Origin of the sequence: Streptomyces sp. NBC_01446, from assembly GCF_026340095.1 — a bacterium.
Taxonomy (GTDB): domain Bacteria; phylum Actinomycetota; class Actinomycetes; order Streptomycetales; family Streptomycetaceae; genus Streptomyces; species Streptomyces aureus.
In genome coordinates this window covers 273,655-288,562 of record NZ_JAPEPO010000001.1, presented here as the reverse complement: position 1 = coordinate 288,562, position 14,908 = coordinate 273,655, and the positions used below count along the sequence as shown (strand labels likewise).

The window sequence follows — 14,908 nt, the reverse complement described above, 5'->3', positions numbered from 1 at the left end:
ATCGGGAGTTTCTTCGTGCTTCGTACAGTATTCAAGTCCAAGATCCATCGCGCCACCGTCACCCAGGCCGACCTGCACTACGTCGGGTCCGTCACCATCGACCGTGACCTCCTCGACGCCGCCGACCTGTTGCCCGGCGAGCTCGTCCACATCGTCGACATCGACAACGGCGCCCGCCTGGAGACGTACGTCATCGAGGGCGAGCGGGGGAGCGGTGTCATCGGGATCAACGGGGCCGCGGCCCATCTCGTGCATCCCGGGGACCTCGTGATCATCATCAGTTACGCTCAGGTCGACGACGCCGAGGCGCGTGCGCTGCGGCCCCAGGTCGTGCACGTGGACCGGGAGAACCGGATCGTGGCCCTGGGCGCCGACCCGTCCGAGCCGGTTCCCGGCGGGGACACGGAGCGCAGCCCCCAGGCGGTGGCGGCCACCAGCGGCTGACCGTCCCGCAGCAGACACGAGGAGACCCCCATGAGTGACATCGAGATCCACGACGAACGGGACAAGGGCCTCCTCGTGGCCGGCGCGGCGGGAGAGCCCGAAGGTGCTGTCTTCGGGTACATCCAGTACTTCGTCCTCGACGCGCCCGAGAGGGCCCTCGTGCCCGTGCACACCGTCGTGGAGCACGAGCACGAGGGCCGGGGCATCGCAGGATCGCTGGCCCGGGAGCTGTACGCGATCGCCGCCCGCGAGGGCATCGCCGTCGCGCCCCTGTGCCCGTTCGTCGTGGAGTGGGCCGCGCGCCACCCCGGCGAGGCCCCCGTCGCCCCGCCCGAGCTGCTCGACGCCGCGCAGCGCGCGCTCGCCGACGACCCGGCCAAGTGGTGACCGCGTGACACTCGCTCTCCTGCACACCTCCCCGGTCCACGTCCCCGTCTTCGACGCCCTGCGCGACACCGACCACCCCGGTCTCGTCCTGCGCCACGTCGTGGGCGAGAGCCTGCTCGAACGGGCCAGGACCGCCGGGCCCGACGCCGTCGCGGACGACGTGCGCGCGCTGCTCGAAACCGCCGTGGCCGACGGGGCGGACGCCGTGCTCTGCACGTGCTCGACCATCGGCGGCGTCGCCGAGGCCCAGTCCGCCGCCGTCGGCGTCCCTGTCCTGCGCGTGGACCGGCCGATGGCCGCCGCCGCGGTCGAAGCCGGGCGGGTCGTCGCCGTGGTCGCCGCTCTGGAGAGCACCCTCGCGCCGACCGTCGCCCTCGTCGAGGAGGAGGCCGCCCGCGCCGGCCGCCCCGTCGACGTACGCACGGTGCTGGTGGCAGGGGCCTGGGAGCGTTTCGAGGCCGGTGACCGGGACGGCTACCGGGACCTCGTGGCCGCCGCCGTGGACGCCCTCACCGATGTCGACGTCGTCGTGCTCGCCCAGGCCTCCATGGCACCCGCCGCCGACCGGACCACCGCGACGGTCCCTGTTCTCTCCAGCCCCCGCCCCGGCCTGCGCGCGGCGGCGGACAACACGGCCTACGCTGAGCCGAGTTCGTACCGAGTGACACCGGCTTGAGCTGAACGAGGAGAGCCAGATGGCCCAGGACGAGACCGGCACCGACGTCGTGATCAGCCCCACGGGCTGGGTCGCCGAACAGGCCCGCCTGTACGAGGAGTCCGGCGGCACCGAGGGCACCACGATCCCGGGCCCGATGAGCGCGCCCTGCCTGCTGCTCGACTACCAGGGGCGTCGCTCCGGGCAGTGGCGCCGCACGGTTCTGATCTACGACCGTGACGGCGACGACTACCTGATCGTCGCCTCGAAGGGCGGCGCCGACCAGCACCCCGAGTGGTACCTGAATCTGGAGGCCAATCCGGACGTGCGGCTGCGCGTCGGGACGGAGCGGTTCACCGCCCGCGCCGAGACCCTCTCCCCGGAGGAAAAGGCCAGGGTGTGGCCCCACCTCGTGGAGATCTTCGCCCCGTACGCGGACTACCAGAAGAAGACCGACCGGGACATTCCCGTCGTACGCCTCACCCGTACCAAGGGCTGAGAGCCGACCGGGGCGGTGTGTGGACCCGGCGGGCGTGGGAACGCGTGCCGGGAGACAGTGGCAGGGACCGGCTCGCGCCCCGCCGAAGCGCGGCCGGCCTCCGACCCCCCCCAGGAGGAATCGATGACGCATCCCTTCCCCGACCCCGTCACCCCGCCGACACCGGGGCCCGACGTGCCCGGTCCCGGGCCGTTCCCGGCCCCGGTCCCGACGCCCCCGTCGCCCGGCCCCGGCCCCACGCCGCGGCCCTCGCCGCCCCCGCCGTCCCCGGGCCCGCCGAATCCCGACCCGGAGCCGGCGCCGCCCGAGCCGGAGCCTTCACCCATTTGACGCCCTCCCGTGCCCGAGGGCAGAGGCGCGCGATCCTGGCCATGCCGCTGCGCCCCTCCGGGCCGCTACGGGCAGGGTGCCCTACACCTCCATCTTGAAAGGTGGAGCACCGGGCAAGCGTTCGGTAGCGGCAAGGCCCTACGCCGACACCTCGGACCGGTCGCCGCCCCACAGCGTGTGGAACGTGCCCTCGCGGTCCGTGCGGCGATAGGTGTGGGCGCCGAAGAAGTCCCGCTGGCCCTGGGTGAGCGCGGCCGGGAGGCGGTCGGCGCGCAGCGCGTCGTAGTACGCGAGCGCGGCGGCGAAGCCGGGCGCCGGCACGCCCTCGACCGTCGCGGCGACCAGGACGGCACGCCAGTCGTCCTGCGCCGCGCCGATCTCCTGCGCGAACGTCTTGTCCGCGAGGAGGCTCGGCAGGTCGGGCCGGGCGTCGTACGCGGCGGTGATCCGGTCGAGGAACGCGGCCCGGATGATGCAGCCGCCGCGCCAGATCGAGGCGATGGCGCCCAGGTCGATGTCCCAGTCGTACGCCTCGCTGCCCGCCGTGATCTCGTGGAAGCCCTGCGTGTACGACACGATCTTCGACGCGTACAGGGCCTGCTCGACCCGGTCGGCGAACGCCGCCGCCTCCGGTTCGCTCAGCGCGGTCGGCGTCGGGCCCGCCAGGTCCTTCGAGGCGGCGCGCAGGTCCGCGTGGCCGGACAGCGAGCGCGCGAAGACGGCCTCGGCGATGCCCGACACCGGGACGCCCAGGTCGAGGGCGATCTGCACGGTCCAGCGCCCCGTGCCCTTCTGCTCCGCCTCGTCGACGACGACGTCCACGAAGGGCTTGCCCGTCGCCGCGTCCACGTGCGACAGGACCTCGGCCGTGATCTCGATCAGATACGAGTCGAGGCGGCCGGTGTTCCACTTCCGGAAGATGTCGGCGATCTGTGCGGGGGAGTAGCCCGCCACGTCGCGCAGGAGCTGGTACGCCTCGCCGATGAGCTGCATGTCGGCGTACTCGATGCCGTTGTGGACCATCTTCACGAAGTGGCCGGCCCCGTCCGGGCCGACGTGCGTCACGCACGGGGCGCCGTCCTTGGCCTTCGCGGAGATCTTCTCCAGCATCGGGCCGAGCGCCGCGTACGACTCCTCGCTGCCTCCCGGCATGATGCTCGGCCCGTTCAGGGCGCCCTCCTCGCCGCCGGAGACGCCTGTGCCGACGAAGTGGATGCCGCGCTCGCGCAGTTCGCGCTCGCGGCGCCGGGTGTCCGCGAAGTGGGCGTTGCCGCCGTCGACGATCATGTCGCCGGGCTCCAGGAGCGGCGCGAACTCCTGAATCACCGCGTCCGTGGGGTCACCGGCCTTGACCATGATCACCAGGCGGCGCGGCCGTTCCAGCGCCGCCACGAACTCCTCCGCGGTCTCGGTGGGGACGAACTCGCCCTCGCCGCCGAACTCCGCCACGAGGTCGTGCGTGCGGGACGCGGTGCGGTTGTGCAGGGCGACCGTGTAGCCGTTCCTGGCGAAGTTGCGGGCGAGGTTGCGCCCCATGACAGCGAGCCCCGTGACACCGATCTGGGCTGACTTGCTCATGCCTGTCGCTCCTGACGTAGGGAGGTGATCGTTCCTGTTCATTTGTAGCGCGGTGAGGCGTACCGTGACGCTGCGACGCTCTCTCGAGCCCTCAGGACTCGCTGCGGAGGTCTCTACGGATGTCTCTACGGAGAAGGAGCTGCCCGTGCCTCATTTCGACCTGCCGCTCGACGAACTGCGGGCCTACCGGCCTACGTTGACGCAGCCCGAGGACTTCGACGCGTTCTGGGAGAAGACCCTGGCCGAGGCGCGTGAGCACGACCTCGACGCGCGCTTCGTCACCGTCGACGTGCCGCTGTCCGGGGTCGATGTCTTCGATGTTACGTACGCCGGGTTCGGCGGGCATCGGGTCAAGGGCTGGCTCGTCCTGCCCGCGGGGACGAGCGGGCCGTTGCCCGCCGTCGTCGAGTACATCGGCTACGGAGGCGGGCGCGGCCTGCCGCACACGAACCTGATGTGGGCCGCGGCCGGCTTCGCGCACTTCGTCATGGACACCCGCGGCCAGGGCTCCGGCGGCCGCGTGGGGGACACCCCCGACCCGGTCGGCAGCGGACCCGCGCACTCCGGCTTCATGACGCGCGGCATCGAGGACCCGCACGAGTACTTCTACCGGCGCGTCTTCACCGACGCCGTGCGCGCCGTCGAGGCCGCCCGTTCGCACCCCCTCGTCGACGCGTCGCGCGTGGCGGCCCTCGGCGGCAGCCAGGGCGGCGGCATCACGATCGCGGTCGGCGGCCTCGTGCCCGACCTCGTCGCCATCGCGCCCGACGTGCCGTTCCTGTGCCAGTTCCCCCGCGCGGCCACCCTCACCGAACGCCACCCGTACCGCGAGATAGCCCTGTATCTGAAGGCGCACATCGGCGCCGACGAGCAGGTCTTCCGCACGCTGTCGTACTTCGACGGCGTGCACTTCGCGGCGCGCGGCACCGCGCCCGCCCTCTTCTCGGTGGCGCTGGAGGACCAGACCTGCCCGCCCTCCACGGTCTTCGCGGCGTTCAACTCCTATGCCGGCCAGGACAAGACGATCAAGGTGTACACCTTCAACGACCACGAGGGCGGCGGGCCCTTCCACCAGGCCACCCAACTCGACTGGCTTCCGCTGCGGTTGCGCGGCTGATACGCGAACTAAGCCTGGGGAAAGCCCCCTTGACCCCTCTTGACTGGCCGTGTCACTCCTGTGCGGGTCTTGTCATGAGTGTGCGGGAGCGGCTAACTTGCCGCTTCTGACGTGTGTCTGAGGGGGCTTCCATGGCCGTACGCGGTCGGCATCGCCGGTATCAGCCGAACCGGATCAACCGGGCGTCGCTCACCGTCACCGCGGGCAGCGCGGGTATGGCGATCCCTCTCATCGGCGCGGGCGTGGCGCACGCCGCCGGCGCGGACGCCTGGAACAAGGTCGCGGCCTGCGAGTCGAGCGGCAACTGGAGCATCAACTCCGGAAACGGCTACTTCGGCGGGCTCCAGTTCACGCAGTCGACCTGGGAGGCGTACGGCGGTACCGCCTACGCGGCGCGCGCCGACCGCGCCACCAGGGGCCAGCAGATCGCCGTCGCCGAGAAGGTCCTCGACGGGCAGGGCCCCGGCGCCTGGCCGGTCTGCTCGGCCCGCGCCGGCCTCACCCGCGGCGGCGATGCTCCGGGACCGCACACCGAAACCGTCCGGCAGAAGCCCCAGCGGATGGTGAAGGACGTCAAGCCCGAGGTCACACCCCAGTCGACGGCGGGCACGGCCCAGATGTACACGGTGGTCGGCGGCGACACCCTTTCCGGTATCGCCGACGCCCGCGAAGTGCCGGGCGGCTGGCGGAAGTTGTACGAGGCGAACCGCCGCACCATCGGCTCGGACCCCGACCTCATCCTGCCGGGACAGCGGCTAGCCCTGCACCCGTCGGCGAAGCCGGGCGGCCCGGCCGCCCCGCAGAAGCGCGAACGGCAGGCCGAGAAGCCCACCGAGAAACACGAGAAGACCGACAGGAAGAGCGACCAGAAACGGGACACCGCCCCCGCGAAGAAGACCGGTACAGCCACCGCCACCCGGCCGCGGACCGAGAAGCCTGCCACGTCCCACGACGTCATCGCCCCCGTCTCGGCGAGCCTCAGCACCCCCTATCGCGCGGCGGGGTCCTCCTGGTCGAAGGCCTACCACACAGGCGTCGACTTCGCCGTGTCCACCGGCACCACCGTCAAGGCCATCGCCGCGGGCCACGTCGTCTCCGCGGGCTGGGGCGGCTCGTACGGGTACGAGGTCGTGATCCGGCACGCGGACGGCAAGTACAGCCAGTACGGCCACCTCTCGGCGCTCAGCGTGAAGGCGGGACAGCGGGTCGTGGCCGGCCAGCGCATCGCGCGCTCCGGTTCCACGGGCAACAGCACGGGCCCGCATCTGCACTTCGAGGTGCGGACCGGGCCCGGCTTCGGTTCCGACGTCGACCCGCTGGCGTATCTGCGGGCGCACGGCGTCAGGATTTGATGCGCTCGTCGCGGGCGCTGTACCACTCGTCGTACCGGCCGCTCTTGCCCTTTCGGCCCCGCGGACCGGCGTCCCGCGCGGGCGCCCCGACGCGCCGCATCAGCGGTTCGCCGTCGGTGATCGCGCGCGGCGACTCGCGCGTGGGCTGAGCGGGCATCACTGCGACGACCGGCTCGGCGGCCGCCTTGCGCGACCCGCTGATCCGCTCCGTGGTCAGCAGGATGAGGCCGCCCGCGGCGACGACACCGCACGCGAGCGCGAGAGCGGTGCCCGTCGTGCCGTATCGGAACGTTTCGCCGAACAGAGTGAGACCGACCGCCGCCGCGACCACCGGGTTCACCACGGTCACCGTGGCGAGCGGCGCCGCGAGGCCCGCGCCGCGGTACGACGCCTGGGACAGGAGCATGCCGGACGTGGCGAGCGCCGCTATCACCAGGAAGCTCGAGAACTGGGCGAACGTCCCGTCCTCCGTCCACTCCACCGCCACCGACTTCGTGAACACGGACGCGATGCCGAACGCGACACCGGCCGCGCCCGCTAGCAGGACGCTGCGCACCACGGGGTGGCGGTGCACGGCATGGGCGAGCGTCATCAGGGCGAGAACCGTACCGGCCGTCACAAGGGCGACCATCAGCCGCTCCGTGCCTTCGAGGGACTGCTCGGACGCCGACCCCGTGAGGGAGAGCAGACCGGCGAGACCCACCGCGGCCATGATCGCGCCACGCCAGGCGGTGGCTCCGGCCTTACGGTGCACGAAGAGCGCCGCCATCGGCAGCGCGAACACGATCGTCAGCGCGCCCAGGGGCTGGACCAGGCTCAGCGGGCCGTACGCCAGGGCCGCCACGTGTAGGAGCGCTCCCAGACCGTTGAGCGCGACCGCGCACCACCACACCGGGCGGCGCAGCGGCGCGTAGGTGTGCTCGGGCGTGGAGACCGCGACCCGCTCCTGGAGGATCGCGCCGCCCGCGTAAGCGACCACGGAGACGAGGGAGAGGAGCACGGCCAGCGTGAGTGCGCTCATCGCCCGCTCCTCACTGTGCGGCAGCGCATCCCGTGGCGCGGCGAACGGTCGGTTTCCATGCCTCTACGATCTCTCTTTCCGGCGCTCACGTCGTCGTACCTGAGCACGCATTGGGTCCTACTGCCGATGGAGTACGACCCGCCCCCGGTCCTCCACCCGGTGGGGGACACGGGGTGCACCCCACCCGTGACCTGCGGACGCCTACTTGCTGTACTGAGGCCGTGACAGCCCACATCGACCTGCGCGAACTCTGTTCCCTCGGCGGCTTCTTCGCTCTGTGTGAGACCGGCGCGACAGAGAGTGATCTACCGACGCTGGGGCGCGTCTATCAGAGCGGCGCACCGGTCCGCGACCCTCTCGCGTACCGCGTCGAGAAGGTCGCGCGGGCCCTCTCCGTGCCCGAAGCGCGCGTCGCCGTGTCCGTCGCCCAACTCGGACTCGCGGCGCGCCTCTGGTCGCTGTCGCTCGGCAGCGCCGCCCTCTTCGGCCGCGTCCCCGACCTCGACCCCGCGCTGCTGCACTGGAACCCCGACGCCAGTGCGCCCGACGACCTGTTCCTCGCCGGTACGGGGCAGCTCCCCGCCGGCAGCGCGCACATCGCGGAGCTCGTACTCGACCGCCACCTCGAACCGCTGTCGGCCGCACTGCGCGCCCGCTACCGCGTATCGGCCCCGCTGCTGCGCGGCAACGCCGGGTCCGCGCTCGCCGGCGCGGCCCGCGAGATCAGCCGCTGGGCGCGCCGGGCGGGGCGCCCCGACGTCGCCGCCCGTGCCCGCCTCCTGACCACGGAACTCTTCGAAGACCCCCGCCTCGCCGCGACCGGCACCCGCACCGGCACCGCCTTCCGCCGCACGAGCTGCTGCCTCATCTACCGCGCCCCGGGCGGCGGTCTCTGCGGAGACTGCTGCTTCGAGCGGCCGCCGCAGCACTCTTCCCCACCGGCCGCTTCTGGGTGACCATGAAGGTGCGCGGCCGGGCACGCTACGGACGACGGGGGTTCTGCATGAGAGTGGGGCTGCTGACCCGGGAGTACCCGCCGGACGTCTACGGCGGCGCGGGCGTCCATGTCGAGTTCCTCGCAAGGGAGTTACGTCCCCTCGTCGACCTCGACGTGCACACCTGGGGCGAGGGCGGCGCCGAGGGGCTGCGGCGGCACCGCGCCTGGCAGGCGCTCGACGGGGCGAACGACGCACTGCGCACCTTCTCCGTGGACCTGTCCATCGCCGCGGCGCTGGAAGGCCGCGAACTCGTCCACTCCCACACCTGGTACGCCAATCTCGCGGGACACATGGGCAAGTTGCTCCACGGCATCCCGCACATCGTGACCGCGCACTCGCTCGAACCGCTGCGCCCCTGGAAGGCCGAGCAACTCGGTGGCGGATACGCGCTGTCGAGCTGGGCCGAGCGCACGGCCGTCGAGGCGGCCGACGCGGTCATCGCCGTCTCCGGAGCCATGCGCGACGACATCCTGGCCTGCTATCCGGCGATCGACCCGGCGAGGGTCCGCGTCGTCCACAACGGCATCGACTCCGCTCTCTACCGTCCCGACCCCGCAACGGACGTCCTCGACCGCATCGGCGTCGACCAGGGGCGCCCGTACGTCGTCTTCGTCGGACGCATCACGCGGCAGAAGGGTGTTCCGCATCTCCTGAGGGCGGCCAAGGAGTTGGACCCTTCGGCGCAGCTGATCCTGTGCGCCGGAGCCCCCGACACCCCTGCCATCGGGCGCGAATTCCGCACTCTCGTGGACGAGTTGCGCGCGCTTCGGGACGGTGTCCACTGGATCCCGCAGATGCTGCCTCGTACCGAGGTGGTCCAGCTCCTCACCCATGCGCGGGCGTTCGTCTGTCCGTCGGTGTACGAACCCCTCGGCATCGTGAACCTGGAGGCGATGGCGTGCGGCACCGCCGTCGTGGCCTCCGCCGTCGGCGGCATCCCCGAGGTCGTCGCCGACGGGACGACCGGCCTCCTCGTGCCCTACGAGGAGCGGGACCCGCAGGCGTTCGAGAGCGGGCTCGCGCAGGCCCTGAACCGGCTGGTGGCGGACCCTGGAGAGGCGGCCCGCATGGGCGCCGCCGGACGTGAGCGCTCGCAGCGCGAGTTCGGCTGGGACACCGTGGCCCGGCGCACGGCCGACGTGTACGAGGAGATCCTCAAGGCGAAGCAGTCCGTCAACAAGGCGAAGTAGTCCGTCAACAAGGCCAATTGGATCCTCAAGGTGAAGCTGGGGGCTGGGATGCGCGGTGGACCTTCGGTGCTCGGGATCGTACTGGCGGGCGGGGAGGGCAAGCGCCTGCTGCCACTCACCGCCGACCGGGCGAAACCGGCGGTGACCTTCGGCGGCACGTACCGCCTCGTCGATTTCGTCCTGTCCAACCTCGTCAATGCCGACATTCTGCGCATCTGCGTCCTGACCCAGTACAAGTCGCACTCGCTCGACCGGCACGTCACGACGACCTGGCGCATGTCGAGCCTGCTCGGCAACTACGTCACGCCCGTCCCGGCCCAGCAGCGCCTGGGTCCGCGCTGGTACCTCGGCAGCGCGGACGCCATCCTCCAGTCGCTGAACCTGGTCCACGACGAACAGCCCGACTACATCGCGGTGTTCGGGGCCGACCACGTCTACCGCATGGATCCGCGCCAGATGCTCCAGCAGCACATCGAGAGCGGCGCGGGTGTCACGGTCGCGGGCATCCGTGTACCCCGCGCGGACGCCTCGTCGTTCGGGATCATCACGCCGGCCGGTGACGGCACGCGCGTGGACCGCTTCCTGGAGAAGCCGGCCGACCCGCCCGGCATCCCCGGCTCCCCGCATCAGGTGTTCGCCTCCATGGGCAACTACGTCTTCACCACGAAGACCCTCATCGACGCGTTGCAGCAGGACTCCGAGATGCTCAACTCCGTTCATGACATGGGCGGTTCGATTCTTCCGATGCTCACCGAGCGCGGCGTCGCCCAGCTCTACGACTTCGACGGCAACCATGTCCCCGGGGAGACGCCCCACGAGCACGGCTACTGGCGGGACGTCGGCACTCTCGACGCGTACTACGAGGCCCATCTCGACCTGCTCTCGGACAAGCCCGCCTTCAACCTCGACAACCGGCGCTGGCCCATCTACACGCACCCCGGGCAGCTGCCGCCCGCCAAGTTCTGCGCGGGCGGCATCGCGGGCCAGTCGATCGTCAGTCCGGGCTGCGTCATCCGCGGTCAGGTCACCCGTTCCGTCCTGTCCCCGGGCGTCACCGTCGAGGAGGGCGCCGTCGTCCAGGGCTCGGTCCTGCACGACAACGTCCGGATCGGCAGGGGTGCCGTGGTGCGCGGGGCCGTACTCGACAAGAACGTGGACGTCCCGCCGGGCGCGACCATCGGCGTCAACCCGGAGCGGGACGCCGAGCTGTACACCGTGTCGAAGGGCGGGGTGATCGCGCTGGGCAAGGGCCGGCAGGTCGTGGGCTGACGGTTCCTGACCTCTCGTCGGTGGGGGCCCTGCGCCGTGCCTGGTTCGCGGGGCTCCCGTTGCCGTGTCCCTTGACGAGTACACGTACACGACAGAAGAATGATCGCGCTTGCGTTGACAACGTTGTCTAGGACTCTAGGAGGCGGTCTCGCCATGAGATGGACCCAACGGCTGCGCGGAGCGGGGACGGCGGTGGCGGCGGCCGCGCTCCTGGGCGGTGCGCTCACTGTGCCGTCTGCCCAGGCGGCAGCGGCCTCCGACGAGGGCCGGCTCACCGATCTGGTCAACCCGTTCATCGGCACCGAGAACGAGGGCAACACCTACCCAGGCGCCGCCGTGCCCTTCGGCATGGTGCAGTTCTCGCCCGACACGGGGCACAACACCGGTTACGACTACTCCGAGAACCACATCCGCGGCTTCTCCACCGTGCATCTGTCCGGCGTCGGCTGCGGCCTCGGCGGCGATCTGCCCGTGCTGCCCACGACCGGCGACATCACGTCGACCGACTACGCGAAGTACGCGGCCGAGTTCAGCCACGACGACGAGAAGGCGAGCCCGGGCTCGTACAAGGTCGGCCTGAAGACGGGCATCGAGGCCGAGCTGACCGCGACGAAGCGCACCGGCGTGCAGCGCTACACGTTCCCCGCCACCGACAAGGCCAACGTCCTCATCAACGCCGGCCAGTCGCTGCACAAGACCCTGAACACCAAGGTCGAGATCCTCGACAACCGCACCGTCCGCACGGCCATCACGGGCAGTGGGTTCTGCCAGGACACCAAGCCGTACACGGTGTACACGATCACCCGCTTCGACCGGCCGTTCAAGACCTCGGGGACGTGGAAGGGCGACGCGGTCACCGAGGGCTCGAAGAAGTCGACGGCCGGCGGTGAGCGCAGCGGCGCGTTCGTGCGCTTCGACACCTCCAAGGACCGCAGCGTCGAGGCGACCACGGCGATTTCGTACGTCGACGCGCAGGGCGCGGCGCTCAACCTCAGCTCCGAGGGCGGCCGTTCGTACGACCGCGTCGAGCACGCCGCGCAGGCCGCGTGGGAGGACCGGCTCGACGACGTCAAGGCGCAGGGCGGCAGCGACACGCTCCGCCGCACCTTCTACTCGTCCCTGTACCGCTCGTTCCTCGCGCCGAACATCGGCAGTGACGTCGACGGCCGCTACACCGGCTGGGACCAGAAGATCCACCGGGCCAAGGGCTACACGTACTACCAGAACTGGTCCCTGTGGGACACCTACCGCACGCAGGCGCAGCTCTTGTCGCTGCTCGCGCCGCGTGAGTCCCGCGACATGGCGATATCCGTCATCAAGATCGACGAGGAGAGCGGCTGGCTGCCCAAGTGGGGCTACGGCACGGTCGAGACGAACATCATGACGGGTGACCCGGTCACCCCGTTCCTCACGAACGCCTATCAGCAGGGGCTGCTCAAGGGCTACGAGGAGCAGGCGTACCGCGCGCTGAAGAAGAACGCCGACGGGGTCCCGCCCGCCGACTCCGCGCCGGTCGGCCGTGAGGCCAACAAGGAGTACATCGCGGACGGCTTCGCGCCGTACATCAAGGACCGCGCGCATGTGAAGCCGGGCGACTCCGACTACGACCACGGCGCCTCCGCGACCCTGGAGTACGCGCTGTCCGACGCGATGCTCGGGCAGATGGCGAAGGACCTGGGCCACAAGGACGACGCGGCGCGGTACACGCAGCGGGCGCAGAACTACCGGAAGATCTTCGACAGTTCGACCGGCTTCTTCCGGGCGCGGGACGCGGCGGGCACCTTCACCGGCCCGGCCGACCCCGCCAAGAGCGAGGGCTTCCACGAGGGCACGTCCTGGCAGTACCAGTGGCTCGTCCCGCAGGACCTGCCCGGCATGGTCGGCCTGATTGGTGGCACCAAGGCGGCCAACGACCGCCTCGACTCGTTCTTCGCGTACGACCAGCTGGTGCAGGACCCCGCGAAGACCGCCCGTGAGGTGTGGGTCAACGGTCCGTACGACTACTACAACGCGGACAAGTACAACCCGCAGAACGAGCCCGACCTGATAGCGCCCTACACGTACCTCTCGACCGGTCAGCCCTGGAAGACGACCGACGTCGTGCACGCGGCGCTCACGCTCTTCACGGACGCCCCGACCGGCATGACCGGAAATGACGACCTCGGGACCATGTCCGCCTGGAACGTCCTGTCGTCGATCGGAATCTTCCCGGTCCAGCCCGGCACGGACACCTGGGGCCTGTCGACCCCGGTCTTCGAACGGGTGGACGTGACCCTCGACCGGCGCTACTACCCGAAGGGCCACCTCACGGTGAAGGCTCCGGGGGCGTCGGACTCGGCGCGGTACATCCAGTCGGCGCAGACCGACGGAACCGCTTTCGGGAAGACGTATCTGACGACGGACGACATCCGCGGGCTGCGGGAGCTGTCCTTCACGGTCGGCGACAAGCCCTCCACCTGGGGCACTTCCGCCGACGCGGCGCCGCCCGCGCTGAAGTAACGGCAACACGCGCCCCACCGGCACCACGAGACCCGCCCCTTCACCGAGGGGGCGGGTCTTAATCTGTTGTTTACTGTGTGTAGCTTGATCGTACTTGACCGTAATCACCGGAGAGCGGTTGACTGCTTTCCCCAGTCGTCGACGCGAGAGCGGCCTCAGTGAACTCTCAGCAGTCCCAGCACTCTCGGCCCGCGCCGAGCCCGGACCTCCTCGCGCCACTCGACCTGGCGTTCTGGAACATCGAGACCGCCGAACACCCGATGCACCTGGGCGCGTTGGGGGTGTTCGCCACGGGGTCGCCGGGCGACGCCCAGCACGCGGTGGAGCTCCTCGCCGCCCGTGCCCCCGCCGTCCCCGGACTGCGGATGCGCATCCAAGGAGTGCGGATCCCCGTGGGCGGCGCGGCGCGCGTGCCCGTACCCGACTTCGAACCGCTCGACCACGTACGGCTCACCGAGCCCACCGCGGATTTCCACGCGGCGGCTGGTGCCCTGATGGAGCGGCCGCTCGACCGGGCGAGGCCCCCTTGGGAGGCACATGTCCTGCCGGGTGCGGACGGCACCTCGTTCGCGGTCCTGTTCAAGTTCCACCACGCGCTGGCCGACGGGCTGCGGGCGCTGACGCTCGCCGCCGGGGTGATGGACCCGATGGACCTGCCCGTCTCCCGGGCGGCGCCCCCCGCCGAGGCGCCCGGCGGGTTCCGGCTGCCGTTCCCCGGCATGCGTGACCTCCGGCTCGGCGACCTCGACCCGCGCAAGCTGCCGGGCCTCCTGCGGGACAGTGCCTCCAGCGCCGTCACGGCCCTCGACATCGGCACCTCCGTCGTCCGCGCCACCTGGGACGTGCATACCTCGGCTGCCTTCTCCTCGACCGCCACGGGCACCCGCCGCACGGAGGGCGTCGTCCTGGAACTCGACGATGTGCACCGGGTCCGCAAGACGGTCGGAGGCACCGTCAACGACGTCCTCATCGCCGTCGTGGCGGGGGCCCTGCGGCGCTGGCTCGACGAGCGCGGCAACGGCAGCGAAGGGGTGCGCCCGCGGGCCCTGATCCCCGTCTCGCGGCGCCGTCCCCGTACGGCCCACCCCCAGGGCAACCGGCTCTCCGGCTACCTGGTGAAGCTGCCGGTCGACGAGGGCGACCCGCTGGCCCGGCTGCGCTCGGTCCGTACGGCCATGGACCACAACAAGGACGCGGGCCCGCAGCGCGGCGCCGGCGCCGTGGCGCTGCTCGCCGACCATGTGCCGCCGCTCGGTCACCTGATCGGCGGGCCCGTCGTAGCCCAGGCGGCCAGGCTCCTGTTCGACATCCTGGTCACGAGCGTGCCGCTGCCGAGCCTCGGCCTGCGGCTCGGCGGCTGCCCGCTCACCGAGGTCTACCCGCTCGCTCCGCTGGCCCAGGGCCAGTCCCTCGCCGTGGCCGTGTCCACGTACCGGGGGCGTGTGCACTACGGCCTGGTCGCCGACGCGGCCGCGGTCCCCGACCTGGACGTACTGGCGACCGGCATCCGCGAGGAACTCGCGGCCCTGGTGAGGGTGTGCGAGACGGAGCAGCGGGGGCTCTGAGGGA

Annotated in this window: 13 protein-coding genes; 11 read left to right on the top strand and 2 right to left on the bottom strand. The window is 71.2% G+C overall.

The window, feature by feature from the left end:
* The first annotated feature begins 15 nt into the window (after window positions 1-15).
* Genes panD through OG456_RS01310 form a run of 4 tightly spaced genes read left to right on the top strand, consistent with a single transcriptional unit; the run spans window position 16 to window position 1,985 of the window.
* Window positions 16-444 (top strand): aspartate 1-decarboxylase, encoded by a 429-nt coding sequence (gene panD, locus OG456_RS01325; protein ID WP_266556366.1) that lies wholly within the window; start codon window positions 16-18, stop codon window positions 442-444.
* A 30-nt stretch (window positions 445-474) separates the two neighbouring features.
* Window positions 475-831, top strand: a complete 357-nt coding sequence (locus OG456_RS01320; protein WP_266556364.1) for a GNAT family N-acetyltransferase — start codon at window positions 475-477, stop codon at window positions 829-831.
* Window positions 832-835: 4 nt separating this feature from the next.
* The gene (locus OG456_RS01315) at window positions 836-1,507 is read left to right on the top strand and encodes an aspartate/glutamate racemase family protein (protein WP_266556362.1); all 672 of its coding nucleotides are present in this window, start codon (window positions 836-838) and stop codon (window positions 1,505-1,507) included.
* 19 nt (window positions 1,508-1,526) lie between these two features.
* Window positions 1,527-1,985: a nitroreductase family deazaflavin-dependent oxidoreductase gene (locus OG456_RS01310; RefSeq protein ID WP_266556360.1), complete on the top strand. Its 459-nt coding sequence runs from the start codon at window positions 1,527-1,529 to the stop codon at window positions 1,983-1,985.
* A gap of 468 nt (window positions 1,986-2,453) precedes the next feature.
* On the opposite strand, the gene gndA is transcribed toward OG456_RS01310, so the two are convergent.
* Window positions 2,454-3,893 (bottom strand): NADP-dependent phosphogluconate dehydrogenase, encoded by a 1,440-nt coding sequence (gene gndA, locus OG456_RS01305; protein ID WP_266556358.1) that lies wholly within the window; start codon window positions 3,891-3,893, stop codon window positions 2,454-2,456.
* A gap of 145 nt (window positions 3,894-4,038) precedes the next feature.
* Between gndA and OG456_RS01300 the strand changes: the two genes are divergently transcribed.
* Together OG456_RS01300 and OG456_RS01295 are read left to right on the top strand one after the other, a co-directional pair.
* Window positions 4,039-5,010 (top strand): acetylxylan esterase, encoded by a 972-nt coding sequence (locus OG456_RS01300; protein WP_266556355.1) that lies wholly within the window; start codon window positions 4,039-4,041, stop codon window positions 5,008-5,010.
* A gap of 131 nt (window positions 5,011-5,141) precedes the next feature.
* A complete protein-coding gene (locus OG456_RS01295; RefSeq protein ID WP_266556353.1) occupies window positions 5,142-6,362 on the top strand; it encodes a transglycosylase family protein in 1,221 nt (406 codons plus the stop codon).
* Here the strand turns inward: OG456_RS01295 and OG456_RS01290 are convergent.
* Complete coding sequence (locus tag OG456_RS01290) at window positions 6,352-7,383, bottom strand: DMT family transporter (protein ID WP_266556351.1); 1,032 nt, start codon at window positions 7,381-7,383, stop codon at window positions 6,352-6,354. The two genes, OG456_RS01295 and OG456_RS01290, sit on opposite strands and share 11 nt — an antisense overlap.
* 314 nt (window positions 7,384-7,697) lie before the next feature.
* On the opposite strand from OG456_RS01290, the gene OG456_RS01285 reads away from it, so the two are divergent.
* The 5 genes from OG456_RS01285 to OG456_RS01265 all read left to right on the top strand — a co-directional run bounded on the left by OG456_RS01285 (window position 7,698) and on the right by OG456_RS01265 (window position 14,904).
* On the top strand, window positions 7,698-8,339 hold the full coding sequence (locus OG456_RS01285; protein WP_266568983.1) for a (2Fe-2S)-binding protein: 642 nt from the start codon (window positions 7,698-7,700) through the stop codon (window positions 8,337-8,339).
* A 47-nt stretch (window positions 8,340-8,386) separates the two neighbouring features.
* On the top strand, window positions 8,387-9,571 hold the full coding sequence (gene glgA, locus OG456_RS01280) for a glycogen synthase (protein ID WP_266556349.1): 1,185 nt from the start codon (window positions 8,387-8,389) through the stop codon (window positions 9,569-9,571).
* A gap of 48 nt (window positions 9,572-9,619) precedes the next feature.
* Window positions 9,620-10,840 carry a glucose-1-phosphate adenylyltransferase gene (glgC, locus tag OG456_RS01275; RefSeq protein ID WP_266556347.1) on the top strand — a complete coding sequence of 407 codons (1,221 nt, stop codon included), beginning with the start codon at window positions 9,620-9,622 and terminating at the stop codon, window positions 10,838-10,840.
* 153 nt (window positions 10,841-10,993) lie between these two features.
* Window positions 10,994-13,339, top strand: coding sequence for a GH92 family glycosyl hydrolase (locus tag OG456_RS01270; protein WP_266556345.1), 2,346 nt, complete (start codon window positions 10,994-10,996; stop codon window positions 13,337-13,339).
* Between the two features lie 158 nt (window positions 13,340-13,497).
* Window positions 13,498-14,904, top strand: coding sequence for a wax ester/triacylglycerol synthase family O-acyltransferase (locus OG456_RS01265; RefSeq protein WP_266556343.1), 1,407 nt, complete (start codon window positions 13,498-13,500; stop codon window positions 14,902-14,904).
* Window positions 14,905-14,908 lie beyond the last annotated feature (4 nt).